This is a genomic window from Streptomyces fulvoviolaceus, from assembly GCF_000718165.1.
GTDB lineage: Bacteria > Actinomycetota > Actinomycetes > Streptomycetales > Streptomycetaceae > Streptomyces > Streptomyces fulvoviolaceus.
Genome location: NZ_JOEY01000002.1, coordinates 180650 through 203704, shown reverse-complemented (window position 1 = coordinate 203704; position 23055 = coordinate 180650). Strand labels below are relative to the sequence as shown.

Below are 23055 nucleotides of genomic sequence, written 5' to 3'. Positions count from 1 at the left end.
AAACCTGTGAAGAAGCCAGAAAGATCTGGTCATGTGGTGACCAAGGGCAGGGTAAGCACCTGTGTTTCCCGTGAGTTGATGCCGCTTCAGCTGCCGGACAAACAGAGACGCATGGCGATGGGGCTCCCAAATGACCCCTATAACCTGTGGAATTGCTGTCGGAAAGATTGTTATTGCCTTGTGACGGCCCCGGAAGAGCTGTTCAGGCGCCCGCCGCCGCCAGCGCGGCACGCAGATGGCCGTCGGACTCCTCCAGGAGGCGGGCGGCCACCGGGCCGTCCACGCCCGCCAGGATCGTGAGGATCGCGTTCTTCACCTCGCCGTCCGTGGCCGCGAGGGCCCGCTCGATCTCGTCGTCCTCCGCGCCCGTGGCCAGCGCGACGATCCGGCGGGAACGGGCGCGCAGCTTCTCGTTCGAGGCGCGTACGTCGACCATCAGGTTCCCGTACGTCTTGCCCAGGCGGATCATCGTGATCGTCGACAGCATGTTGAGGACGAGCTTCTGGGCGGTGCCGGCCTTGAGGCGGGTGGAGCCGGTCAGCAGCTCGGGGCCCACGACGACCTCGATGCCGTGGTCCGCGGCGGCCGCGAGCGCGCTGTGCGCGTTGCAGGACAGGCCGATCGTCAACGCGCCGCGGGAACGGGCGTGTTCGACCGCGCCGATCGCATACGGCGTGCGGCCGGAGGCGGAGATGCCGACCACCGTGTCGGTCGCCCGGAGCTCCAGTGCGTCCAGGTCCGCCCGCGCCAGCTCCGCCGAGTCCTCCGCCCCCTCGATCGACGTCACCATGGCCTCAGGGCCGCCCGCGATCAGCCCGACGACCTGCGCGGGATCGGTGTTGAAGGTGGGCGGGCACTCGGACGCGTCCAGTACTCCGAGCCGTCCGGCGGTACCGGCACCGGCGTAGATCAGGCGTCCGCCGCGTGCCATGCGGTCGGCGATGGCGTCGATGGCGGCGGCGATCTGCGGAAGCCGCTCGGCCACGGCGGCCGGGACGGCGGCGTCCTCGCCGTTCATGAGCCGGGCGATGTCGAGCGTGGGCCGCTGATCGATATCGGCGAGTTCGGGGCGGAAGGCTTCCGTGGTCAGTGATTCCAACTCGGCACGGAGATCACGGGGGTTGGAGGTGGAGGTCATGAGGGGGGCGGCTCTTTCAAGTGTGCGGTCAGGTCACATACCCAGGGGCGCGGGGCTGTGTCGACATGCGGCTCCGCCGCGTGGCCGCGACCAGCCACAACGGACCCGCAGATCTCCACGACCCTTCGAAGCTACGGCCTATCGGCGATGCCGATGCGCAAGCGCCTCGTAGGACGCGGAAAGCGCAGGCGCCGCCGTCTCATAAGTCCTCTGAGCCACCCCCACGAACAGACAGTCCACCACCAGCAGCTGACTCGTCCGAGACGACATGGCCGCCGGCCTGAGCTCACTCTCCCGCGCCGTCGAGGTCGTCAGCACATGGTCGGCGTACTGGGTGACCGGCCCGTCCGGCCGCCCGGTGATCGCCACCGTCGTCGCCCCGTGCTCGAAGGCCACCCGCAGCGGCTCGATGACGTCCCCGGTCGACCCGGAGTGGGTGATCGCGATGGCCACGTCACCGCCCCGCAGCTGCACGGCGTTGGTGACGGCGAGGTGCGGGTCGCTGTGCGCGTGGGCTATCAGCCCTATGCGCAGGAGCTTCTGGGTCAGATCCTGGGCGACCAGTCCGCTCGCCCCGACGCCGTACACATCGGTGCGGCGGGCGGTGGCCAGCGCGGTGACGGCGGCGGCGAGCTGCACGGTGTCGAGGCCGGCCGCGGTGTCGGCGAGGGTCTGCTGTTCGTCGTAGGCGAGTTTCGCGACGACGTCGGAGAGGGGGTCGTCGACCGCGATGTCGGTGGTGATCGCGGGCGCCCGCCCGGACTGCTGCTGGGCCGCGAGGCCGGCGAGGGCGAGGCGCAGGTCGCGGTAGCCGGGGTAACCGAGGATGCGGGCGGTCCGTACGACCGTCGCCTCGCTGGTGCCGGTGAGCTCGGCGAGACCGGTGACCGTGAGGGCGGCGCAGCCCGCCGGGTCGTTCGCGACGGCCTCGGCGACCCGCTGCATGGAGCGGGTCATCGACGGGGCCAGGGTGCGCACCTTGGCGGCGAGGGCGGCGGGGGCAGGGGGAAAGTATCCGCTTCCTCCGGGCCCGTCTCCTCCGGTACCGAAAATTTCCTTCACGTCCTGGGTCACCTATGAAAGATATTTTCGGCACGGTGTTGTGGTCAAGAGTGCGCACAATGGGTGCATGGACCCCTCCGGCCAATCGGTCAGCCCCCTGGAGCAGGCGTTGCACGCGGCACGCGCCCTCGTGCTCGCCGATCTGGCCGCGGGCGAGGTGGCCGCGGCGGATGTGGTGTCCCTGGTCGAGGACTCCGTCGTACAGCGGCGCTGGTGGGTGGAGCAGTGGCCGGACGGCGTGGAATTCGTGGCGGGGCTGGTCGCGCAGGACGTCCAGGACGCCCTGCTGGAGCGGTACGGCCGCTGGCCGCTGTGCCCGGTCTGCGGCTCCGGCGACCCGCACGCCCTCGAGGTCGAGCCGGAGCTCGGCGCCGACCCGCACTGGGTGTGCCACAAGGCGGGCGTGAAGGTCTCGGCGGTGGGCTCGCTGGGCTCGGCGGCGGGCGGGGCGTCCTCCTCGTGACCGTGTACATAGACCCGCCGACCTGGCCGGGCCACGGCCGTCTGTGGTCCCACCTGGTCAGCGACCTCTCCTACGACGAACTGCACGCGTTCGCCGAGGAGATGGGCGTGCCCCGGCGGGCCTTCGAGCGCGACCACTACGACATCCCCTCCCACCGGTACGCGGACGTGGTGCGCGCCGGCGCGGTGGAGGTCAGCAGCCGCGAGGTGGTGCGGCTGCTGCACGGGGCGGGGTTGCGGCGGCGGAAACGCTCCGCCGGCAGCGCGGTGACCGACCCGCGGGCCGGTGGGGGTCGCGCCCACGCGCCGGAGCCGCACATCGATACAGCCCCGCGCTCCTGAGGGCGCGTCCCGCTCAGGCCTCTTGACGGCCGCGCAGCACGTACAGCCGCAGCCCCTGGTCCAGGTCGTGCTCGTCGCGGGCCGTTCGCTCCTCCTCCACGGTCGCCCGTACGAACCCGGCCCGCGCGATCACGCGCTGCGAGGCGGCGTTGTCGTGGTCGATGGTGGCGAACAGGGTCCGTACGTCGTCCCGGGCCTGCGCCCACTCGGACAGTGCGCGCAGGGCCTCGGTGGCGAAGCCGTTGCCGCGGGCGGTCTCGGCGAGGTCGTAGCCGACCTCCGCCGCGCCGTCGCCGTCGGGGACGCCGTGGAAGCCCATGCCGCCGACCGCGAGGCCGTCGTCCCGCCGTACGAGGGCGAAGAGGCCGAACTCCGGCCGGTGCACGCCTCCTTCATAGGCCTTGACCACCATCCCGGCGGCCTGCCGCGTGCCCTCGAACGGGCCGCCCTCGACCCACTCGAACCCGCCGTCGCCGCCCGCGCTCAGGTCGGCGGCGGCCGCGGGCGTGACGCCCTGGAGGGTGAGCCGTTCGGTCGGGAGCACGAGGTTGTTGTTCCAGCGCCACTCGGCGAGCGGGGCGCGACCGGGCAGTTCGCCGCGGCCGGTGGCCCACAGGAGGGTGCGCCAGTGGTCGGAGCCCGGCTGGACGTGCGGGAAGATCCGGGTCAGGACGTACTCGGGGAGGTGGGCGGGGGGTTCGTAGGCCAGGTCCAGGCCCTCGGCGATGTCGTACGTGTGCAGCAGGACCTCGGCGATGCCCATCGCGGCGAAGCCCTCGCGGTTCGCGCTGCGGAAGGGGTACGGGTGGAAGGCGCGGACCTCGCGGGGGGTGGTGCGGACGGCGGCGGCGAGCAACGTGCCGGTGGCTTCGATCACTTGGAGGATGCCGTCGTTGTCGGCGGGGTCCAGACCGTCCTCGGTGCCGTCGAGGGTGATCTCGAAGGGGACGTACGCGTCCTGCGCCCGCCCCGCCAACTGCCCCGCGTACGCGATGAGATCGCTCGCGATGTGCGCGGCGGTGCGCCGGCAGCTCCACTCCAGCCGCCCGGCCCGCACCCCGTCCCAGTCCCGGTCCGCCACCGTCCGCAGCAGCGCCACCGCGCTCGCCACGGCCTCGTCCACGTGTTCGCCACCCGTGTTTCGCATGCGGGCAGGGTAAGTTCCCGAGCCCCTCACAGCGACAGCATTTCCAGCTCCGACCGGAGGTTGTAACGGGCGGTTGCCTCCCACTCCACCTCCCCGTACGGCGTCCTGAACAGCCGTGGCAGATCGAGGAGTTGGCGCAGGATCGCGGAACGGCCCGTGCGGAAGGCGTCGTTCGGCACGAAGTGGTACTCCTCGCGGACGGCGGCGGTGTAGGCGGCGTACGCGGAGGGCGGGGCGGCGAGGATCGCGAGGTCCGCGTCGCACAGGACCTGGCCGTCGCGGTCGTCGTCGGCCGGGTCGTGGGTGACGGTGAGCCGCACCAGCCGGGCGACCTCGGCGGTCCTCGCCTCCGCGACCCCCGCCTCGCGAAGGGCGCGCTCGGCCAGGTGCGCGGACCGTTCCTCGTTCTCCGAACGGTCCGGGAGGTAGACCGCGTCGTGGAACCAGGCGGCCAGGCGTACGACGTCCGGGTCCGCCGCGTACTTCTCCAGTACGTCGATGTGGTCGAGGACCGCCGTGAGGTGCGCGGGCGTGTGGTACCGGCGCTGGGGCTCCTGCCAGCGGGCGAGGAGATTGTCGGCGTACGGCGACGGGTCGGGGCCACCGGGGGGCCGTACTGCTTCCAGGGTGCGGGTGAAACGGTCGCGCAGGGCGTCGGGATCGGCCATGGCCTCATTGTCCCGCGCGCTCTGGTTTGGAAGCTTGGATCCCATGACTTCTGCTGACGTACGTGATTCCGAGCTGCCCGGCCGACTGCTGATCACCGAGCGTGACGCCCTGATCCCGCTGCTGCGGGCCCGGCCCGACACCGACTTCGCCCTGCCGACCACCGCGTGTCCGGGGTGGAGTGTGCGGGATGTGCTGGCGCACTGTTCGTCCGCGCTGATGCGGGCAGTGGAGGGCCGGTTCGAGAAGGGGGCGTTCTCACCCGAGTCGAACGACCGGGACATCGCCGAGCGGGCGGAGTGGTCCAACGCGCAGGTGGTGGACGAGCTGGAGCGGGGGATGACCGAGGCGGGCCCGGTGATCGCGGCGGCGGGCGGGAGCCTGGACGCGCTCGCGCTGGGGGAGTGGGTGCACGCGGGGGACGTACGGGACGTGCTCGGGGAGCCCGGGGCGTACGCGGGGGCGGGGCTGCCGGATGCGCTGGTGCTGCTGGCCCGGTTCACCCGGGAGAAGGGCCACCTCCCTCTGCACGCCGACCTCGACGACGTCGACGATCCGCTGCGGCTGGGCGACGTGAGCGGCGACCGGACCCCGGCCCGCTACATCGGGGACGCGGCGACTCTCGTACGGCTGTACGCGGGGCGTCCGGTGGAGGGGCGGGGGTTCGAGCTGGCGGGGGCCGAGGTGAAGGAGCTGAACATCTTCTGATCTTGCTCGCGGGCATGGAGTCCTCGGCGTACCCTTAAATTGGACTAGACCTGTAGCCGCCATCTTGTCGCCAATGAATGGGGTCCCATGAGCAAGCGTGCAGTCCTGGAGGTGATCGCCCTCGACGTCGAGGACGCGGTCGCGGCCCGGGCCGGAGGCGCGGATCGTCTGGAGCTGGTGACCGACATGGCGGCGGACGGGCTGACGCCGGCCGTCGAGACCTTCGCCGGGATCCGGGCCGCCGTGGACATCTCGCTGCGGGTGATGCTGCGGCTGGAGGACGGGTTCGCGGCGGGGGATGTCGAGCGGTTGGCGGGGGTGGCCCGGGAGATGCGGGCCGCTGGGGCCGAGGAGTTCGTGCTGGGCTTCCTGGATGCCGAGGGCGGGGTCGACCTGGGTGCCGTGGAGCGGCTGGTGGGCGAGCTGGACGGCTGCCGCTGGACCTTCCACCGCGCCATCGACCACGCGGCGGACAGGGACGCCCTGCGCAAGCAGCTGGCGGATCTGCCGGGGCTGGACACGTACCTCACCGCCGGTTCCGCGACGGGAGTGGACGAGGGGCTCCCCACCCTGCTGGCCGAGGCGGCGAGGGGCGGGGAGCCCGGGTACGAGCAGCAGATCCTGGTGGGTGGCGGTCTACGGCTGGACCACGTTCCGCGGCTGCGGGCTGCTGGGATCGACGCGTTTCACATCGGTGGGGCGGCGAGGCCGGAGGGCTGGGAGCACCCGGTGTCGGCGGAGGCGGTAGGGGAGTGGCGTCGCGTCTTGGACGGGGAGTGAGCGAATCACCCTAGGGGCGCGGGGCTGTGTCAATTTGCGGCTACCGCCGCGTGGGCGCGACCAGCCCCCACACACCCGCACCCGACAACGCTTACAGCTGCGAAGGCAACGGCGCCACATGCGTAACGATCAGCCCCGACACGGCTCGCGTCAGCGCCACATACAACCGCCGCAGCCCCGTCCGCTCATCAGGCTCCCCGTCGACCACCGCCTGCGGCTCGTCAAGCACGACGTAGTCGTACTCCAGCCCCTTGGCGAGGGAGGCGGGGACAAGGGTGAGACGGGTCTCGACCGTGGTCTCCTCGCCGGGGGCCAGGTATCCGATCCCCGCCGCAGCCAGCGCCTCCGCCAGCACCGGAACACGCGCGTCCGCGGCGATCAGCCCGGTCGAGCCTTCGTTGCGCAGCAACTCCTCGCAGGCGGCGACCACTTCCGCCGCACCGGCGATCTCACGGAGGTCGAAGAACCCCGGATTCTCCCGCACCGACGCGACCGGCGTCAGGCCCGGCGCGATGTGCGGGAGCAGGCGGGAGGCGTATGTGATGACGTCCGTCGGGACGCGGAAACCGGCCGTCAGCTCCTCGATGACCCCGTCCGACTTGCCGAGGTGGGCCAGCGCCTCGTCCCAACTCCGGGTCGCCCAGGGCGTGGTGCCCTGCGCGAGGTCGCCGAGGACGGTCGCCGAACCGGTGGTGCAGCGGCGGCCCACCGCCCGGTACTGCATCGGTGACAGGTCCTGCGCCTCGTCCAGCACCACGTGCCCGAGGGAGTGCGTGCGCTCGACGATGTCGGTCGCCTCGTCGATCAACACCGCGTCGGCGGCGGACCACTTGGCGGACTTCACCGACCGCACGGCCTTCGCCCACAGGATCGTCTTCTGCTCGTCCTCGTCGAGGACCCCGTCCGCGTGTACGGCGAGGAAGTCCGCGTCCGTGAGCAGCCGCAGGACGAGTTTCGCCGGGTCGACCGGCGGCCAGACCTGCTTGACGGCAGCCTTCACCGCCGCGTTGCGGGCCACCGCGTCCTGCACCCGGTCGTCCGGGGCCTCGCCCGAGCGCTCCATCTGGACGAGCACGGCGTGCGCGATGCGCTGCGGGAGGGCGTCGCGGGCGGCGCCGTAGCGGATGCCACGGTCCAGCAACTCGCGGACCAGGTCCTCGAGTTCGTACGCGGGGACGCGCCAGCGGCGGGAGCCGCGCACGACCATGATCGGCTCGGTGGGCATGGTCACGTGCGAGTAGACGGCCTTCTTCAGCACCTCCGCCATCCGCGCGTCGCCCTTGATGATCGCGGCCGGCGCGTCGTCGGCGCCGCGCACCTCGACGGTCCCTGTCACCAGGTCGTCCACCGTGGCCTGCTTGACGGCCAACTCGCCCAGGGCGGGGAGTACCTGCTCGATGTAGTGCAGGAAGGACTTGTTGGGTCCGATGACGAGGGTGCCGGTGCGGGCGAGCCGCTCCCGGTGGGCGTAGAGGAGATACGCGACCCGGTGGAGGCCGACGGCGGTCTTTCCGGTGCCCGGGCCTCCCTGCACGCAGACGGTTCCGCCGAGCCCGGACCGTACGATCTCGTCCTGCTCGGGCTGGATGGTGGCCACGATGTCGCGCATCGGGCCGACGCGCGGGCGCTCGATCTCCTGCTGGAGCAGCTTGCTGGTGGCGGCCGCCTCGCCCGGGTCGGAGAGGTGCTCGTCCTCGTACGCCGTGAGGTCGCCGCCCGTGTAGCCGAAGCGGCGGCGCAGCCCGATGTCCAGCGGGTCCTTCTTGGACGCCCGGTAGAACGGCTGCGAGACCGGCGCACGCCAGTCGATCACCATCGGGTCGCCGTCGTGGTCGTGCACGTGCCGGCGCCCGATGTAGAAGCGCTCGCCCTCCGCGCCCTCGGCCTGGTCGGCGCTGGGTGCGTGCAGGTAGTCGAGCCGGCCGAAGAACAGCGGGGTGTGGCTGAGGTCGGCCAGCGCCTTGATGCGCTCGCCGATCTGGCGCTCCAGGATCTGGGCGTTGACCCAGTTCGCGGCGACGTCGCTGATGTCGAGGGACTCGACGTCCTCGCGCATGGCGCGGAGCGCGGAGCGGGAGTGGGCGAGGTGGGAGCGTTCGCGGGCGAGGGGATCGTCGTCGACGAGCGTGGACGGCGTGGACAAGGGGGTGCCTCCGGAAGGGACCTGCGTGCTGGGCGGCTGCGGGATGCCGACCGGTTTCCGTCCGGGCGGCGGCACTCCGTGAGGGAGGCGGGCAAGAGCGGAGATTTTAGGGGAGGGGGAGGTGTGGCCGCCAACCATTTTCCCGGGGCCCTGACGATGGCCCGGTCCCCTGCCGATGTCGGGTGCCGATGTCCCGGTCCCCTAGGGGACCGACCCTCCGTCCGGTGGGGGAGGCTCCACCCACAGGGTGTACCCAGGTAGCACAGGAAGTGGGGACCTGGGACCGATGCCCTCCTTATGCCTCGAAGGCCACCATGGAGACATGAGTGCAGCGACCTTCACCCCAGCCCCCGGTCGCCCGTCCGGCGCGACCTCCCTCTCCGGTGCCCACGGCACCCACCGCCTCGGCAGCGCCCTCCGCGCGATCCGCGTCTTCGCGGGCGCCGCCTTCGACGTCGTCATACTCGGCGAGTACGGCGAGGAAGCCGGCGTCCGCCGCAAGTAGCCGGTTGCCGGCCGTCAGCTGTCCGACCCGTCAGCTGTCCGCGAGCAGCTCGTCCGCGTCCACGATCCGGTAGGCGTATCCCTGTTCCGCCAGGAACCGCTGCCGGTGGGCGGCGAAGTCCTGGTCGATGGTGTCGCGGGCGACCACCGAGTAGAAGTGGGCCTGGTGCCCGTCGGCCTTGGGCCGGAGCACCCGACCCAGCCGCTGAGCCTCCTCCTGCCGCGACCCGAAGGTGCCGGAGACCTGGATCGCGACCGTCGCCTCCGGCAGGTCGATGGAGAAGTTCGCGACCTTGGACACGACCAGCACACTGATCTCACCCTGCCGGAAGGCTTCGAAGAGCTTCTCGCGCTGGGCGTTGGAGGTCTCGCCCTTGATGACGGGGGCGTTCAGGTGCTCGCCCAGCTCGTCGAGTTGGTCGATGTACTGGCCGATGACGAGGATCTGCTGCCCGGCGAACCGCTGCACCAGAGCCTCCGTGACCTTCCGCTTCGTGGCGGTCGTCGCACAGAAGCGGTACTTCTCCTCCTGCTCGGCGGTCGCGTAGGCGAGCCGCTCGGAGTCCGTGAGATTGACCCGGACCTCCACGCAGTCGGCGGGCGCGATGTACCCCTGCGCCTCGATCTCCTTCCACGGCGCGTCGAACCGCTTGGGCCCGATGAGCGAGAAGACGTCCGACTCGCGCCCGTCCTCCCGGACCAGGGTCGCGGTCAGGCCGAGCCGCCGCCGTGCCTGCAGATCCGCAGTGAACTTGAAGACAGGAGCCGGCAGCAGGTGCACCTCGTCGTAGAGGATGAGCCCCCAGTCCCGGGAGTCGAACAGCTCCAGGTGCGGATAGACACCCTTCCGCCGGGTGGTGAGCACCTGGTAGGTGGCGATGGTGACGGGCCGGATCTCCTTCCGGGTCCCGCTGTACTCGCCGATCTCGTCCTCGGTCAGCGAGGTCCGCTTCACCAGCTCGTGCTTCCACTGCCGGGCGGAGACGGTGTTGGTGACGAGGATGAGGGTCGTGGACTTCGCCTGGGCCATGGCCCCGGCGCCGACGAGGGTCTTGCCGGCACCACAGGGAAGGACGACCACGCCCGACCCGCCGTGCCAGAAGTTCTCCACCGCCTGCTTCTGGTAGGGCCTGAGCGCCCATCCGTCCTCGTCCAGCTCGATCGGGTGCGCCTCGCCGTCGACGTACCCCGCGAGGTCCTCGGCGGGCCAGCCCAGCTTCAGCAGCGTCTGCTTGATCTGCCCGCGCTCGGAGGGGTGGACGGCGACGGTGTCGGGGTCGAGCCGAGCACCGACGAGCGGGATGATCCGCTTCGACCGCAGGATCTCCTCCAGCACGGGCCGGTCGGTGGTCGTGAGGACGAGCCCGTGCGCGGGGTGCTTGCTGAGGGTCAGCCGTCCGTACCGGTCCATGGTCTCGGCGACGTCGACGAGCAGCGCGTGCGGCACCGGATACCGGCTGTACTGCACCAGCGCGTCCACCACCTGCTCGGCGTCGTGCCCGGCCGCCCGCGCGTTCCACAGGCCCAGCGGCGTCACCCGGTAGGTGTGGATGTGCTCCGGTGCCCGCTCCAGCTCGGCGAACGGCGCGATGGCCCGACGGCACTCGTCGGCCTGCTCGTGGTCGACCTCCAGGAGCAGGGTCTTGTCCGACTGGACGATCAGCGGTCCGTTCACGTACGCACTTCCCTTCCGCACCGGCCAAACGTCCAGTGTGCCGTACGACGTGCCGAAACCGGCAGGGCAACCCTGTGCCCCCTTCGGCCGTCTGACCGGGGGAGCAGCGCGGTGGGCGCTCTGGGGTGAGGGGAGTCACGGTATGGCGGTTCTGTCGGTCCGTGGCTGGGCGACCGGCGCGGGGGCCGTGGTCGTCCTGGTGGCCACGGGCGCGTGGGTGATGTGGCCGGCGGCCGGTGTGGACACGCGGCTGTGGGGCGAGGTCCGGCCGGTGATCGAGGCGCGGCTCGCGGCGGAGTCGAAGGGGAGCGGGTACGGCGAGACGGTGCCCGAGCTCAGGGCGCGCTGGTTCTGCCGGGTGGAGGCGCTCGAACTGGACGCGCGCGACGGCCTCGTGCGGGCGGGCGTCAACACGCTGTGTGTCGAGTACGGAGTGCACGACCGGACCCTGGTGGAGTGCGGCGGCTCGCGGTACCCGCAGGTGGTGCGGCTGGAGCGGGAGGCGGACGGCGGCTACCGGGTCGTGTCGCGGGAGGAGCCGCCCGACGGCGCGGGGTACGCGGAGTGGACGAAGGCCCACTTCGGTCTCGTCGCCGAGTACGCGGCCGAGGACACGATGTCGTCCGACGCCCTGGAGACCGAGGCTCGCACCTACTTCGGCCTGCCCGCGGACGCTGCCGTCGGGGACTGCTGAGGGATCAGGGCCGGTCCTCGGTGAGCTCCGCCAGCCGGCGCAGGTGCGGACCGTACTCCGGGTCGGCGAGAGCGGCGGCGAACTGGGCCGTGAGGTAGGCCAGCGGGTTTCCGGTGTCGTACCAGCGGCCCTGGATGACCTGGCCGTAGACGGCCCGGCTGCTCGCGTAGGCGTTGATGGCGTCCGTCAGATAGATCTCGCCGGTCCGGTGCTCGTACCAGCGCTCGGTCTGGCTGCGCAGTTCGTCGATGATGCCGGGGGTGATGACATAGCCGCCGATGGCCGCGTAGGCCGAGGGCGCGTCCTGTGGCTGCGGCTTCTCGACCAGGCCGGTGATCCGCAGCAGTCCGTCGCCCAGGTCCTCCTTGACCACGGGCACGCCGTAGCGCTGCGAGTCGGCCGGGTCCATCGGCAGCAGGGCGAGGACCGGGCAGCTGGTCGCCTCGTAGGCCCTGATCAGCTGCTGGGCACGCGGGACCTCGGCGACGAAGACGTCGTCCGGCCACAGCACCAGGATCGGCTCGGCACCGACGTTGCGCGCGGCGTTGAGGACGGGGGTGCCGTTGCCGTACGGGCCGTGCTGGTCGAGGTAGGTGATGTGCCCGAGCCGGGAGAGCTCGCCGACCTCCTCCACGGCGTCCGCGTAGGCCGTCTTCCCGTCCGCCCGCAGCTGGGCGACGAGGGCCGGGTTGGGCCGGAAGTGGTCCTGGATCAGCCCCTTGCCGCCGGAGACGACGATGGTGATGTCGGTGATGCCGGACGCCACCAGTTCCCGGACGGTGTGCTCGATGACCGGCTTGTCGCCGACCGGCAGCATCTCCTTCGGCGTCGCCTTCGTCAGGGGGAGGAGACGGGATCCCAGCCCCGCAGCGGGGATGACTGCCCTGCGGATGGTCGTTGCCATGAAATCCCCTTCGCCGAAGCCACCGAAAACACCGAAAACACCGAGGACAAGGTCCCGTCCAGGAAACGCTTCCCACGAGCCCGCGCCGGAAGCGCCCGGTACTCGCCATCGCGAGCGGCGGGTTCGAGCCCTGAGCGGGTCCGGCGAACTCCGGTGCGGCAACGCGCCCCTCAGGGGCGCGGGGAACTGCGCGATCAGCCCCCACCGGCCCGCAGCCGAACAACGACACAGCGCCGCACCCCCAGCGGAGCGCCTACGCGTCCTCCGCCAACTCTGCCACCCCCGTCACCCGGTGCAGCGGATACGTCCGGACCTCGTCCGCCGTGTGGTCGTACGCCGTCACGAAGCCGCCCTCGACGCGGATCGGGGCGATGACGCGCTGGCTGGCGGAGCCCTCGGCGTTGACGTAGCCGATCCAGAGGGCCTCGCCGGTGAGGACGGCGGCCTGCATGGTGGCGAGGGTCTCGGCGGAGCTGGTGCGGGGGAGCGCGCCGCCGGCCGGAGGGGGCTGCTTGCGCGGGGTCGTGGAGGCCAGGTCGCCCGCCCGGATGGCGCGGATCGCGGCCGTCAGGAGGGTCGTGTCCGGGACCGGGGGGCCGTCCGGGACCGGCTCGGGGGCCGTGCGGGGCGGGGTGCGGTGGGCGTGGGCCCGGGCGATCAGGACGTCGCCCTCGGCGGACTCGGCGGCCGGGGCGAAACCCATCGCGCGCAGACCGTCCAGCAGGGTCGCCGGGTCGGCCTGGGTGGCCAGCACCGTGGGGCCCAGCCGGCGCAGGCGCAGGCCCGCCGCGCGCTTGTCGGCCAGGATCTCGTTGAGCATCGCGTCGTCGTCGCAGCGGACGTACGCCGAGGCCGCGCCCACCCGGAGGTGGCCGTGTCTGCGGGCCACGTCGTCGATCAGATACGTCAGTGGCTGCGGAACCGGTGTACGGGAGTGCGCGGCGAGGAAGGCGTGCAGGTCGGACGCGGACTGGCCGGCGTCCAGGGCGCGCCGTACCGAGCCGGGCGTGAAGCGGTAGACGGTCGCCCCGCCCTTCGACTCCACGTCCGCGAGCACCCCCAGCACATCGGCCAGCGGCCGCTGCAGCGGGCCGGGGGCGACCGCCGTCAGGTCGGCCTGGAGCAGGACGTGGTCCAGGGGTTCGGGGAGCTGGGGTGCGAGGAGCCGGACGGCGGCCGCGGAGGCGGTGGCCTGTTCGGCGGGCGAGAGGGGTTCCAGGACGGGCGTCACGTGGTGGTGGACGGGCAGCTTGTCGCCGGGGCCCTCCGGCTCCTCGGCCCGAGCCTTCTCGACGACAGGCGCCCCCAGCAGCGCCCGCCCGTGTCCCGACAGGGCGCCCCGGCCGGTGACGCCCAGCATCTCCGCCTCGCTCAGCGTCCACTCCGCGAGCCGGGTGCGCAGGTCGTCGTCGCGCTGCGGGCCGCGCAGCGGGCGTTCCCAGCGCAGCCGGGCGAGGACCGAGTCGGCGGCCGGGGCGGCGCCCTCCGGGAGCCCGGTGAGGAGGGTCAGCACCCGGTGCCGTACCTCCGGCGCGGCGCTGCGGTCGAGTCCCGGGCCCAGCGCCGACAACGTACGGTCCTTCGTGTCCCGCCCGCCGATCAGCCCCGACGTCCGCGTCGCCGTCAGCCACGCCTCCGCGAGCCGCGCCCACCGCTGTGCCGGGGGCTGCTCCAGCCACTCGTCGTGGGCCGGGGTCGCGGCATACCGCTCGTCGGCCTCGCCGTCGGAGGCGATCAGCCCGGCCGCGTACGCCAGCTCGACCCAGAAGGCGGCGACCGGCTCGGCCACGTCCAACGCCACCGCGGTCCGCTTCAGGTCCCGGACGCTGAGCCCGCCCGCCCGCAGCACGGCCGGCCCGCCCTCGTCCCAGTCCTTGAGCAGCTCCTCGACGGTCGCCAGCGCGGTGTACGCCTGCCCGGCCGCCGTTCCGTCCACAACCTGTGGACGGTGCACGGAGACGGCCTCCATGGCGGGCGGCAGCGGCTCGGTCGTGCGGTGCGCGCGGCCGGCGCGCAGGTGCAGGGCCACTTCGCGGGGCAGTACGACCGTCCCGGGCGCCGTCGGCAGCAGCAGCCCGAGGTCCAGCAGGCGCCGCAGGTGGGCTGCGGGGTCGGCGGTGACCTGGCCGTACGGCGGCCCCCAGACCAGGCGGGACAGGACCTCCCGCGACTCCTCGGGGAGCCCGGCGAGCAGCTTTGCCATCCGCTTGCGGTGCGTGAAGAGCGAGGTCAGTGCGGCCACGGCCGACACCGAGTCGTGCGTCGAGGCCAGCCCGGCGGCCGTGACGATCTCCTGGATCCGGCCCGGCGACATGCCCGAGGTGGCCTCCTGAACGGTCGGCCCGAGCCCGGTCGGCGACGGATGCTGCGGCGAGGGCGCGAGCAGCTCACGGGCCGTACGGACCAGACGCAGCCGATCGTCGGCGCCCCACACCAGGGCCTGCTCCCGCAGGATCCTGAGGGCGCGGGGCAGCGCCACCGCGACCGCCTGGTCGCCCTCGTCGCCGGTCAGCAGCCCCAGCAACTCGTCGTACGGCGCCGGATCCGCTGCCACGGCCAGCGCCTCGGCCGTCTGCAGCGCGAAACGGTCCAGCCGCTCCAGCGCCCGCACCACCGACGCACGCGTGCCGGCGCGGGTCGCCAGTTGCGTCAGGTCGGTCGGGACGGGGGTGATGAGATCGGGGCGGGCGCGCAGGAGCGCGGCCAGCGAGGCGTCGTCCCGCACGCGGAGAGCCTCCGCGAGGGAACGGGGCGGGGTGGCCTGGTCGCTCATCCTGCCCACGGTAGCGGGTTACCTCCGGCGGTTGAGCTGCGTACGTGCGGCTGCGTGGGGGTGCGCGTCCCTGGGGGCCGCGCCCCCAGACCCCCGCTTCGGCCCGACGGGCCTCGTCCTCAAACGCCGGACGGGCTGGATAATGCTGATCGGGGTTTCCAACGCGCCAACCCCGGAGGGGACTTCGTGGGTATCGAGAGCGACCAGGTCGTCTACGAGTATCTGAGCCGTGTCGGCGACGTCGCGCACCAGCGGCAGTTGCCGTCGTCCACCCGGATGCGGCTCGTCTCGGAGCTGCGCAACGAGATCGACCGGCGGCGTGCCAAGGCGCCGGTGGACAGTCCCGCCGCCGTCCGCCGGATCATCTCCCGGCTCGGCAGCCCCGACGACGTGGTCGCCGCCGCCGGGGACGGCAGCGGCACTCCGCAGCCACCGCCCGCCTCCGTGCCCGTACAGCGGGACCGTGAAGGGGAGGACGGCGAGCGGCGGCCGAAGGGGCTGCGCAAGGTCGTCCCGCGGCCGCGCCCGGCCGCCCCCGCGCCTCCCGCCGAGGGGAACGCCTCGCCGCACCTCGCGGGCGTGGACGAGCTCGGGGACAGCGCCTCGCAGCCGGACTGGTGGCGGGTGGACAGCAGCCCCTTCGGGGTCGGCGACAGCGTGCCCGGGTTCGTCGGCGGCGTGGAGATCCCGGAGCTGCTGAAGCCTCCGCCACCGAAGGAGGAGGCACAGCCCGCCGTCGAGAAGGCTGAGAAGGCCGAGGAGGTCGAAGAGGCCGTCCCGGAGACCAGGACCCGCTTCCGCCGCCGTCTCCTCCCCGCTCGCACCGGAACCTGGACCAACCCCCTCCTCCTGCTCGCCGCGGGCCTCCTGATCGCCGGTGCCGTGCTCGGCAACCTGTTCGTCCTGCTGGTCGGCTGGGTCATCGCCTACGCCTCGCGGCGGCTGACCGACGCGGAGACGAAGTGGGCGGTCATGTTCCTGCCCGCACTGGCGCTCACCGGGGGGCTCGTCTGGCTGTGGGGCAGGAACGAGGGCCGCTGGGGCGAGCCCATCGCCCAGGGGCACATGAACGACGCGGTCGCCGACACCTGGCCGTGGGTGGTGCGGGGCGCGGCGGTGGCGTCGGCGCTGTTCCTGGTGTGGCGGTCGCAGCGGCGGAGGTAGGTCACACCCGCTCGACGCCTGGCTGCCACGGCGCCTGGGCACAATGGCTCATATGGCCTCTACAGACATCTCCGCCCCGACCGTCGGCTTCGACCTCGACATGACCCTCATCGACTCCCGGCCGGGCATCCACGCCTGCTGGCTGGAACTGTCCGAGCGGACGGGGACGTACGTCGACGCCGACCTGGTCGTCACCCGGCTCGGGCCGCCGCTGGAGGAGGAGATCGCCCACTGGTTCACGGCGGACCGGGTCGCGGCCACGGCGGACCTCTACCGCGAGATCTACCCCGCGTACGCCATCACCGGCACCCTCGCGATGCCCGGCGCCCGGGAGGCGATCACGGCCGTGCAGGCGGCGGGTGGACGGGCCGTCGTCGTCACCGCCAAGTGGGAGCCCAACGCCAAGCTGCACATGGAGCACCTCGGCATGGAACCCGACGCCGTGGTCGGCAACCTGTGGGCCGAGCAGAAGGCGGAGGCTCTGCGCGAGCACGGCGCGAGCGTCTACGTCGGGGACCACGTCGGGGACGTCCGCGGGGCGCGCAAGGCCGGTGCGCTCTCGGTCGCGGTGGCCACCGGGCCGTGTGACGCGCGGGAACTTGCCACGGCCGGCGCCGACGTCGTCCTCACCGACCTCACCGAGTTCCCGGGATGGCTTTCGGCCTACGAGGGCTGACTTCCGGCCCGCGCCCGACGCCTTCCGGCCGCGACCGACTGCAGTACTCCCGCACCCGCGATCAGGAATCCGACACCCATGAGCATGCTCAATCCGAACATGTACGTCGGAAAAGGCGTCGTACCAAGAAGGAACGGGGCCACAGTGACGAGTGTGGCCGCCGTACCGACGAAGAAGACGATGGCGCCGGCACGGATCAGTCGGTCACCGGGAACGGTGGAATTCGTTTGGGTTTTGTCACGCACCGGACCAGGGTAGTTCCCTGCCCGAAGGAACAACCGGGCGACGTCTTGTCACCGGCCTGAAGACCATTAGCCTTGGTACCGGCGGGTCCCGACGACCCGCCCAAGTGCTATCAAGAGCCGTTTCAGAAGCAGTTTTCCGACGAGTACGAGGACGAGGACAGACGTGCCTACCGGCAAGGTCAAGTGGTTCAACAGTGAGAAGGGCTTCGGCTTTCTCTCCCGTGACGACGGCGGCGACGTCTTCGTCCATTCCTCGGTCCTCCCCGCCGGAGTCGAGACGCTCAAGCCGGGCCAGCGCGTCGAGTTCGGCGTCGTCGCCGGTCAGCGCGGTGACCAGGCGCTCTCGGTGACCCTCCTCGAACCCGCCCCTTCGGTCGCGGCGGCACAGCGCAAGAAGCCGGACGAACTGGCGTCCATCGTCCAGGACCTGACGACCCTCCTCGAGAACATCACCCCGATGTTGGAGCGGGGCCGCTACCCCGACAAGGCCGCCGGTAGCAAGATCGCGGGCCTGCTGCGCGCGGTCGCCGACCAGCTCGACGTCTGACCCCTCGGAACAGCCGACTTGAACGACATACGAACCGACGCCGAGCTTCTGGAGCGGGTACGGCGGCAGCGGCGGCACACCCTCGAACTGCTCACCGTCTGCGCCGTCGGTCTCGTCCCGTGGACGATCCTGCTGGCGTTCACCCTGCCGAGCGGGTACACGGCCCGTCAGTGGCGCGTGACCTGGGTCGGATTCGACGTCCTGCTCGTGCTCGCGATGGCGGCCACCGCCTTCCTCGGCTGGCGCCGGCACCGGGGCGTCGTCGTGGCGGCCGTCGCGACGGGGGCGCTACTGGTCTGCGACGCGTGGTTCGACGTGTCACTGGCCCTCGGCACCCCGGACGTCTGGCTGTCGGCGGCGCTGGCGGTGTGCGTAGAACTCCCCCTGGCCGGCTTCCTGATCCGCAAGGTCCTGGGAATGATGGCCTTGGCCCAGTGGCCGACGGCAGACCATTTGACCGACGGCGACGGCAAAGCGCCCTGAGGGGCAGCGCCCTAGGGGCGCGGGGAACTGCGCGACCGGCCACGAAGGCGCCGCACCCGCCAGACGACACAGCGCGGCACCCCAGTGGGCGTCAGGGAAACGCCAGCGCCCCGGGCCCCAGGGCCGGCACCAGCCCCTCCGCCGCAGCCCGCGTCAACAACCCCCGGATCGCCGCATACCCGTCCTCCCCCAGGTCCGCGGTGAATTCATTGACGTACAGCCCGATGTGCTGGTCGGCGACGGACGGATCCATCTCCTGAGCATGCTCCATGACGTACGGCCGTGAGACCGAGGGATCGTCCCACGCCGCCCGCACGGACGTACGAATGGACGAGGCGAGCAAGCGCAACGTCTCCGCCCCCAGCGACCGCTTCGCGATGATCGCGCCCAGCGGAATGGGCAGCCCCGTCGTCTCCTCCCAGTGCTCACCCATGTCCGCGAGCTTGTGCAGCCCGTAGTTCTGATACGTGAACCGCGCCTCGTGGATGACGAGCCCCGCGTCGACCTTCCCGTCCCGCACGGCGGGCATGATCTCGTGGAACGGCATGACCACGATCTCGCCGACCCCACCGGGCACGACGTCAGCGGCCCACAGCCGGAACAGCAGATACGCGGTCGACCTCTCGCTGGGCACGGCGACCGTCCGCCCGGCGAGGTCGAGACCCGGCATGGGGGTCCCCCCGCTCGAGCGAAGCCGAGAGTGGGGGAGAGTAAGGACGAGCGGCCCACAGCCGCGCCCCAGCGCACCCCCGCACGGCAGCAGCGCGTACTCGTCGAGGACGTACGGCAGCACGGCGTACGACACCTTCAGGACGTCGAACTCACCGCGCTCGGCCATGCCGTTGGTGATGTCGATGTCCGCGAAGGTCACGTCGAGCGCGGGGGCGCCCGGGACCCGGCCGTGGGCGAGGGCGTCGAAGGTGAAGGTGTCGTTCGGGCAGGGGGAGTACGCGATCTGCAGGGGCTCAGGCGTCGTCATGCTGGTTCCAACTCTCCAATGCGGGCGAGAGCTTCCCGAACGCCTCCGTGAGGGCCGCGAGCGCGTCGCCGATGCGCCAGGCGGTCCGGTCGCGCGGGCCGACGGGGTTGGAGACCGCGCGCAGCTCCAGCACGGGGACACCGTGCGCGGCGGCCGCCTCGGCGACTCCGAAGCCCTCCATGGCCTCGGCGAGGGCGGTCGGGTGGCGTTCCCGGAGCGCGGTGGCACGGGCGGCCGTACCGGTCACGGTCGACACGGTCAGGACGGCTCCGGCGCGCGCTCCCGTCGCGGTCGCGACCTCTCGTACGAGTGCTTCGGGCGGACGGTGGGTGACGGTCCCGAAGCCCAGCTCGGTCACCGGAAGGAACCCGTCCGCCGTCTCGGCCCCGAGGTCGGCCGCGGTGATCTCGTCGGCTACGACGAGCGAGCCGACGGGCGCGTGCGGCTGGAAGCCGCCGGCGATCCCGGCGGAGACGACGAGGCCGTAGGGGGCACCTGACAGGGCGGCGGTGGTGAGGGCCGTCGCGGTGGAGGCCGCGGCGAGGGCGGGGCCCACGCCGGCCGCGATGACGACGACCCCCGGCTCCCCTTCGAACGCGCGAGCCACCGCGTCCCGTTCGACCGGGACCGCGGTGGCTACGAGGATGCGCATGACGGGAGGTGAGCGCGGATCAGGCGTCCGCGTTCTCCAGCTTGAAGTTCCAGACGCCCTTGAACTCGTCGCTCTCGGCCGCCTTGTTCTGCTCGACGACGCTGATGTACAGCGTCTTCGGGGCGGCCTGACCCTGCTGGTCGGCGAAGAGGTCGACGCCCTGGAAGGAGTAGTACGTCTTCTTGTACACGCTCGTGACCTGGGTGCCGTTGATCCACAGGGCCCAGCCGGTGTCCGCGACCTCGGGGTCGACACCGATGCGCAGGGTCTCGCTCTGCGGCACCTTGATGGTGTTGTCGCCCTTCTTCAGGGCGCACTTGGTGGCCTTGGCGCGGCCGATGTCGTTGCCGTCGTCGTAGCAGGCGGCCTCGGTGCTCACCGAGTCCCTGCCGACCGTGACGGTGACGCGCGGCGTCGGCTTGTCGCAGGCGGACAGGACGAGCAGTCCGGCGGAAACGGCACCGGCGACAGCGACGGCGCGGCGGCGTCGCACAACGGATTGCAGCGTGGTCATGGGCGAAGGCTATCGGGCACGTCCAGTCGTCCTTCTATGCGGGGTGCGGCGTGCCCGTGGGTTAGGCCACTCGGGCCTTCGGGGAGCCTCCTTGACGGGCCGAGCTCAGCAGGCCCTTGAGGGTGGCCAGCCAGCCGGTGGCGATGACCGCGGCGGCGACCGAGAAGCCGAGATAGCCGTTGAGGGGCATCACGATGCCGACCGCGCCGCCGAACACCCAGGCCATCTGCAGCATCGTCTCGGAGCGGGCGAAGGCCGAGGTGCGGACCCGCTCGGGCACGTCCCGCTGGATCAGCGCGTCCAGGGACAGCTTGGCGAGGGCCTGCGAGAAGCCGGCGATCGCCGCCAGACAGGCCACCAGGAAGGCACCGAAGAAGATCGCGGCCGTGATCGCCGCGCCCAGCACGAACGCCACGACCGTGACGATGATGATCTCCGGCGCCCGCGCTCTGAGCCATGCACCGACCGTCGTGCCGAGCGCGTTGCCCACACCCGCCGACACGACCACAAGGCCCAGCGACACCGCCGCGCTCTCGCCGGTCAGCGGATGCTCCCGCAGCAGGAAGGCGAGGAAGAAGGTCAGGAAGCCGGAGAGCCAGCGCAGTGAGGCGTTGGCGCCGAGGGCGTGCGTGACCGCGATGCCGACCGTGCGCAGCCCAGGCCGCTTGACCGGCTTGAGGTGCGGCCCGTGCAGATGCTCCTCGTCCGCCGCGAGGAGCGCCACGTCCTCGCCCTTGGCCGAGTCGACCTTCGACGGCAGGGAGAAGGACAGGAACATGCCGGCGATGAAGATCACGAAGGCGCCGTAGAGCGGCCAGCGCGGTCCGATCGCCTGCAGCCCGGCGCCGATGGGCGCCGCGATCGCGGTCGCGGCGAGCCCGCCGAGGGTGACCCGAGAGTTCGCCTTGACCAGGGAGAAGCGGGGTGGGAGCAGACGGGGCACGACGGCGCTTCTGACGACGCCGTACGCCTTCGACGCGACCAGGACGCCCAGTGCGGCCGGATACAGCTCCAGACTGCCGGTGGAGACGGCCCCGGCGATGATCAGCGCGAGCAGCGCCCGGGCGAGCATGGCGCCCGCCATGGCGGCCCGGCGGCCGTGCGGGAGGCGGTCCAGGAGCGGGCCGATCACCGGGGCGAGGACGGTGAAGGGGGCCATGGTGATGGCGAGGTAGAGCGCGACGCGGCCGCGGGCCTCGTCGGTCGGTACCGAGAAGAACACGGTGGAGGCGAGCGCAATCGTGATCATCACATCGCCGGCGCCGTTCACACCGTGCAGTTCGATCAGCTTGCCGAGGCCGGACTCGCCCGCTCCGTGCGCGTGCGTCGCCTTGCGGATACCGCGGGCCGGACCGGTCACCGGGAAGTGCAGGGCGCGGCCGACCGAGCGGACGGACCCCATGAAACGGCCCGAACCGCCACCTCGGCTGCTGCCCTTGGCCCCACCGATCCCGGTGGCGCCCTGGGGCGTCCTCGCGGCTGCCACCCCGTCATAGTGCCCCGAGAAAGCTGTGTGTAGTGCGGTTACCGCGCCTATGAACGCGTATGAAGGCGGCGAACCATCACGTCGGTGTAGGCCGAGCGGCGGTGAGCAGGTAGCGTGCGTAGCGCGCCGTGGCGAACGTTCTCGGCCGCGCGCCTCTCTTTCATCCCGCAGAATGGATGAGTGTAGGTGCGCCCGAGCGCGATCGGGCGCGGACGTCGACGCGGTCCTCCGGTCCGCTCCGTCCGCCCCTTTCGCCGCAGGCCGGCGCACCAGAGAGACGGCGTAGGAGAGAAGCGATACCTGTGAGCGCAGCGACAACGCGAAGCCGCACCACCGACCGCCTGTGCGCCGAGGCCGTCGACCTCGCCCGTACCGCCGCCGAGGAGGCCGCCGCGCCCGGCGTGGTCGGCGAACACGCGGGCCTCGTCTCCGAGGGCGACCGCGTCGTCACGCACTTCTTCGAGTGCAAGGAGCTCGGGTACCGGGGCTGGCGCTGGGCGGTGACGGTGGCCCGTGCCTCCCGCGCGAAGCTGGTGACCCTGGACGAAGTGGTCCTGCTGCCGGGGTCCGACGCTCTGCTGGCCCCCGAGTGGGTGCCGTGGAGCGAACGCCTCCGCCCCGGCGACATGGGCCCGGGCGATCTGCTCCCCACCGACGCCGAGGACCTCCGTCTGGAGCCCGGCTACTCCGGCGAGGACGAGCCGCCGCCGAACGCGCCCGTCTCCGAGGAGATGGCCGAGCTGGTCGAGGCGGAGGACGCGGAGGTCACGGCGGGCCCGCCGTCGACGCTGCCCGTGGTCCCCCTCCGGGGTTCGATCGCCGCGGTGGCCGAGGAACTCGGCATGCGCCGGTCGCGGGTCCTGTCCCGCTACGGCCTCCATGTCGCCGCCGACCGCTGGGAGGAGTCGTACGGCTCCCAGACCCCGATGGCACAAGCGGCCCCCGCGACCTGCGTCAGCTGTGGCTTCCTCGTCGCGCTCGGCGGCTCCCTGGGCCAGGCCTTCGGGCTGTGCGCGAACGAGTTCGCCCCGGCCGACGGGCGTGTGGTGTCCCTGTCGTACGGCTGCGGCGGCCACTCCGAGGCCGCGGTCATGCCGAAACCGCCCCGTCCGGCCCCGCCGGTGATCGACGAGACCCGGGTCGATCCCTTCCCGCTGCGGCCGGCACCGGATTCCGGGTCGGTCCCGGAGGCCTCCGACGAGGCCGCGGCGGAGTTGGGGCACTCGTAGCACTCATCCGGTCGGCCCGGGAGTGGCCCTCGTAAGGCAGGGCCACTCCCCGAGTTACGGTCCCTCCTCCTCGCGGTACCTT

The 23055-nt window shown here is 71.9% G+C and carries 24 protein-coding genes; 11 read left to right on the top strand and 13 right to left on the bottom strand.

Annotated features, from left to right (window positions below; all coding sequences use genetic code 11):
* Nucleotides 1-202: 202 nt before the first annotated feature.
* Together murQ and IG08_RS0102780 are read right to left on the bottom strand one after the other, a co-directional pair.
* Nucleotides 203-1138 (bottom strand): N-acetylmuramic acid 6-phosphate etherase, encoded by a 936-nt coding sequence (gene murQ / locus IG08_RS0102785; RefSeq protein WP_030595767.1) that lies wholly within the window; start codon nt 1136-1138, stop codon nt 203-205.
* A gap of 138 nt (nt 1139-1276) precedes the next feature.
* Entirely contained in the window at nt 1277-2212 is a 936-nt protein-coding gene (locus tag IG08_RS0102780) for a MurR/RpiR family transcriptional regulator (RefSeq protein WP_030595765.1), read from the bottom strand.
* A gap of 55 nt (nt 2213-2267) precedes the next feature.
* Here IG08_RS0102780 and IG08_RS0102775 point away from each other — a divergent pair, with 55 nt between their 5' ends.
* The gene (locus tag IG08_RS0102775) at nt 2268-2663 is read left to right on the top strand and encodes a hypothetical protein (protein WP_030595762.1); all 396 of its coding nucleotides are present in this window, start codon (nt 2268-2270) and stop codon (nt 2661-2663) included.
* On the top strand, nt 2660-3004 hold the full coding sequence (locus IG08_RS0102770) for a DUF4031 domain-containing protein (RefSeq protein WP_052424458.1): 345 nt from the start codon (nt 2660-2662) through the stop codon (nt 3002-3004). Before IG08_RS0102775 ends, IG08_RS0102770 begins: the two co-directional genes overlap by 4 nt.
* Nucleotides 3005-3017: 13 nt before the next feature.
* On the opposite strand, the gene IG08_RS0102765 is transcribed toward IG08_RS0102770, so the two are convergent.
* Together IG08_RS0102765 and IG08_RS0102760 are read right to left on the bottom strand one after the other, a co-directional pair.
* The gene (locus IG08_RS0102765) at nt 3018-4151 is read right to left on the bottom strand and encodes a GNAT family N-acetyltransferase (protein ID WP_234342793.1); all 1134 of its coding nucleotides are present in this window, start codon (nt 4149-4151) and stop codon (nt 3018-3020) included.
* A 26-nt stretch (nt 4152-4177) separates the two neighbouring features.
* On the bottom strand, nt 4178-4819 hold the full coding sequence (locus IG08_RS0102760; RefSeq protein ID WP_030595754.1) for an HD domain-containing protein: 642 nt from the start codon (nt 4817-4819) through the stop codon (nt 4178-4180).
* Between the two features lie 43 nt (nt 4820-4862).
* Here IG08_RS0102760 and IG08_RS0102755 point away from each other — a divergent pair, with 43 nt between their 5' ends.
* Nucleotides 4863-5525 carry a maleylpyruvate isomerase family mycothiol-dependent enzyme gene (locus IG08_RS0102755; RefSeq protein ID WP_030595752.1) on the top strand — a complete coding sequence of 221 codons (663 nt, stop codon included), beginning with the start codon at nt 4863-4865 and terminating at the stop codon, nt 5523-5525.
* An 87-nt stretch (nt 5526-5612) separates the two neighbouring features.
* Nucleotides 5613-6305: a copper homeostasis protein CutC gene (locus tag IG08_RS0102750; RefSeq protein WP_030595749.1), complete on the top strand. Its 693-nt coding sequence runs from the start codon at nt 5613-5615 to the stop codon at nt 6303-6305.
* A 91-nt stretch (nt 6306-6396) separates the two neighbouring features.
* Here the strand turns inward: IG08_RS0102750 and IG08_RS0102745 are convergent, their stop codons facing one another.
* Complete coding sequence (locus IG08_RS0102745; protein ID WP_030595746.1) at nt 6397-8448, bottom strand: HelD family protein; 2052 nt, start codon at nt 8446-8448, stop codon at nt 6397-6399.
* A gap of 322 nt (nt 8449-8770) precedes the next feature.
* Here IG08_RS0102745 and IG08_RS0102740 point away from each other — a divergent pair, with 322 nt between their 5' ends.
* Nucleotides 8771-8953: a hypothetical protein gene (locus tag IG08_RS0102740; RefSeq protein WP_030595744.1), complete on the top strand. Its 183-nt coding sequence runs from the start codon at nt 8771-8773 to the stop codon at nt 8951-8953.
* A gap of 30 nt (nt 8954-8983) precedes the next feature.
* On the opposite strand, the gene IG08_RS0102735 is transcribed toward IG08_RS0102740, so the two are convergent.
* A complete protein-coding gene (locus IG08_RS0102735) occupies nt 8984-10627 on the bottom strand; it encodes a DNA repair helicase XPB (RefSeq protein ID WP_030595741.1) in 1644 nt (547 codons plus the stop codon).
* Between the two features lie 142 nt (nt 10628-10769).
* On the opposite strand from IG08_RS0102735, the gene IG08_RS0102730 reads away from it, so the two are divergent.
* On the top strand, nt 10770-11321 hold the full coding sequence (locus IG08_RS0102730; protein WP_234342792.1) for a hypothetical protein: 552 nt from the start codon (nt 10770-10772) through the stop codon (nt 11319-11321).
* 4 nt (nt 11322-11325) lie between these two features.
* On the opposite strand, the gene IG08_RS0102725 is transcribed toward IG08_RS0102730, so the two are convergent.
* Together IG08_RS0102725 and IG08_RS0102720 are read right to left on the bottom strand one after the other, a co-directional pair.
* Entirely contained in the window at nt 11326-12225 is a 900-nt protein-coding gene (locus IG08_RS0102725; RefSeq protein WP_030595737.1) for a UTP--glucose-1-phosphate uridylyltransferase, read from the bottom strand.
* A gap of 253 nt (nt 12226-12478) precedes the next feature.
* Nucleotides 12479-14998 (bottom strand): helicase-associated domain-containing protein, encoded by a 2520-nt coding sequence (locus IG08_RS0102720; RefSeq protein WP_030595734.1) that lies wholly within the window; start codon nt 14996-14998, stop codon nt 12479-12481.
* 186 nt (nt 14999-15184) lie between these two features.
* Here IG08_RS0102720 and IG08_RS0102715 point away from each other — a divergent pair, with 186 nt between their 5' ends.
* Together IG08_RS0102715 and IG08_RS0102710 are read left to right on the top strand one after the other, a co-directional pair.
* Nucleotides 15185-16162 (top strand): membrane protein, encoded by a 978-nt coding sequence (locus IG08_RS0102715; RefSeq protein ID WP_030595731.1) that lies wholly within the window; start codon nt 15185-15187, stop codon nt 16160-16162.
* Between the two features lie 52 nt (nt 16163-16214).
* Nucleotides 16215-16838: an HAD family hydrolase gene (locus IG08_RS0102710; protein ID WP_030595728.1), complete on the top strand. Its 624-nt coding sequence runs from the start codon at nt 16215-16217 to the stop codon at nt 16836-16838.
* On the opposite strand, the gene IG08_RS61115 is transcribed toward IG08_RS0102710, so the two are convergent.
* Entirely contained in the window at nt 16826-17083 is a 258-nt protein-coding gene (locus tag IG08_RS61115; RefSeq protein ID WP_078655413.1) for a hypothetical protein, read from the bottom strand. The genes IG08_RS0102710 and IG08_RS61115 overlap by 13 nt on opposite strands.
* 163 nt (nt 17084-17246) lie before the next feature.
* On the opposite strand from IG08_RS61115, the gene IG08_RS62720 reads away from it, so the two are divergent.
* Entirely contained in the window at nt 17247-17630 is a 384-nt protein-coding gene (locus IG08_RS62720; RefSeq protein WP_030595725.1) for a cold-shock protein, read from the top strand.
* 18 nt (nt 17631-17648) lie between these two features.
* The gene (locus IG08_RS0102700) at nt 17649-18113 is read left to right on the top strand and encodes a hypothetical protein (RefSeq protein ID WP_030595723.1); all 465 of its coding nucleotides are present in this window, start codon (nt 17649-17651) and stop codon (nt 18111-18113) included.
* A 91-nt stretch (nt 18114-18204) separates the two neighbouring features.
* On the opposite strand, the gene IG08_RS0102695 is transcribed toward IG08_RS0102700, so the two are convergent.
* From IG08_RS0102695 to IG08_RS0102680, 4 genes are all read right to left on the bottom strand, one after another.
* Nucleotides 18205-19092, bottom strand: coding sequence for a 1,4-dihydroxy-6-naphtoate synthase (locus IG08_RS0102695; RefSeq protein WP_030595720.1), 888 nt, complete (start codon nt 19090-19092; stop codon nt 18205-18207).
* Complete coding sequence (locus IG08_RS0102690) at nt 19079-19744, bottom strand: futalosine hydrolase (protein WP_030595718.1); 666 nt, start codon at nt 19742-19744, stop codon at nt 19079-19081. The genes IG08_RS0102695 and IG08_RS0102690 overlap by 14 nt, the downstream gene beginning before the upstream one ends.
* Before the next feature lie 19 nt (nt 19745-19763).
* A complete protein-coding gene (locus IG08_RS0102685) occupies nt 19764-20258 on the bottom strand; it encodes a hypothetical protein (RefSeq protein ID WP_030595716.1) in 495 nt (164 codons plus the stop codon).
* Between the two features lie 61 nt (nt 20259-20319).
* Nucleotides 20320-21744 carry an MFS transporter gene (locus tag IG08_RS0102680; protein ID WP_030595715.1) on the bottom strand — a complete coding sequence of 475 codons (1425 nt, stop codon included), beginning with the start codon at nt 21742-21744 and terminating at the stop codon, nt 20320-20322.
* A 302-nt stretch (nt 21745-22046) separates the two neighbouring features.
* On the opposite strand from IG08_RS0102680, the gene IG08_RS0102675 reads away from it, so the two are divergent.
* On the top strand, nt 22047-22973 hold the full coding sequence (locus IG08_RS0102675) for a DUF3027 domain-containing protein (RefSeq protein ID WP_030595712.1): 927 nt from the start codon (nt 22047-22049) through the stop codon (nt 22971-22973).
* Nucleotides 22974-23055 lie beyond the last annotated feature (82 nt).

Excerpts from the sequence above, each read along its gene's own strand:
- murQ (WP_030595767.1), bottom strand. The coding sequence starts at position 1,138 with ATGACCTCCACCTCCAACCCCCGTGATCTCCGTGCCGAGTTGGAATCA.
- IG08_RS0102775 (WP_030595762.1), top strand. The coding sequence starts at position 2,268 with ATGGACCCCTCCGGCCAATCGGTCAGCCCCCTGGAGCAGGCGTTGCAC.
- IG08_RS0102765 (WP_234342793.1), bottom strand. The coding sequence starts at position 4,151 with ATGCGAAACACGGGTGGCGAACACGTGGACGAGGCCGTGGCGAGCGCG.
- IG08_RS0102760 (WP_030595754.1), bottom strand. The coding sequence starts at position 4,819 with ATGGCCGATCCCGACGCCCTGCGCGACCGTTTCACCCGCACCCTGGAA.
- IG08_RS0102755 (WP_030595752.1), top strand. The coding sequence starts at position 4,863 with ATGACTTCTGCTGACGTACGTGATTCCGAGCTGCCCGGCCGACTGCTG.
- IG08_RS0102750 (WP_030595749.1), top strand. The coding sequence starts at position 5,613 with ATGAGCAAGCGTGCAGTCCTGGAGGTGATCGCCCTCGACGTCGAGGAC.
- IG08_RS0102740 (WP_030595744.1), top strand. The coding sequence starts at position 8,771 with ATGAGTGCAGCGACCTTCACCCCAGCCCCCGGTCGCCCGTCCGGCGCG.
- IG08_RS0102730 (WP_234342792.1), top strand. The coding sequence starts at position 10,770 with ATGGCGGTTCTGTCGGTCCGTGGCTGGGCGACCGGCGCGGGGGCCGTG.
- IG08_RS0102725 (WP_030595737.1), bottom strand. The coding sequence starts at position 12,225 with ATGGCAACGACCATCCGCAGGGCAGTCATCCCCGCTGCGGGGCTGGGA.
- IG08_RS0102720 (WP_030595734.1), bottom strand. The coding sequence starts at position 14,998 with ATGAGCGACCAGGCCACCCCGCCCCGTTCCCTCGCGGAGGCTCTCCGC.
- IG08_RS0102710 (WP_030595728.1), top strand. The coding sequence starts at position 16,215 with ATGGCCTCTACAGACATCTCCGCCCCGACCGTCGGCTTCGACCTCGAC.
- IG08_RS0102695 (WP_030595720.1), bottom strand. The coding sequence starts at position 19,092 with ATGACGACGCCTGAGCCCCTGCAGATCGCGTACTCCCCCTGCCCGAAC.
- IG08_RS0102690 (WP_030595718.1), bottom strand. The coding sequence starts at position 19,744 with ATGCGCATCCTCGTAGCCACCGCGGTCCCGGTCGAACGGGACGCGGTG.
- IG08_RS0102685 (WP_030595716.1), bottom strand. The coding sequence starts at position 20,258 with ATGACCACGCTGCAATCCGTTGTGCGACGCCGCCGCGCCGTCGCTGTC.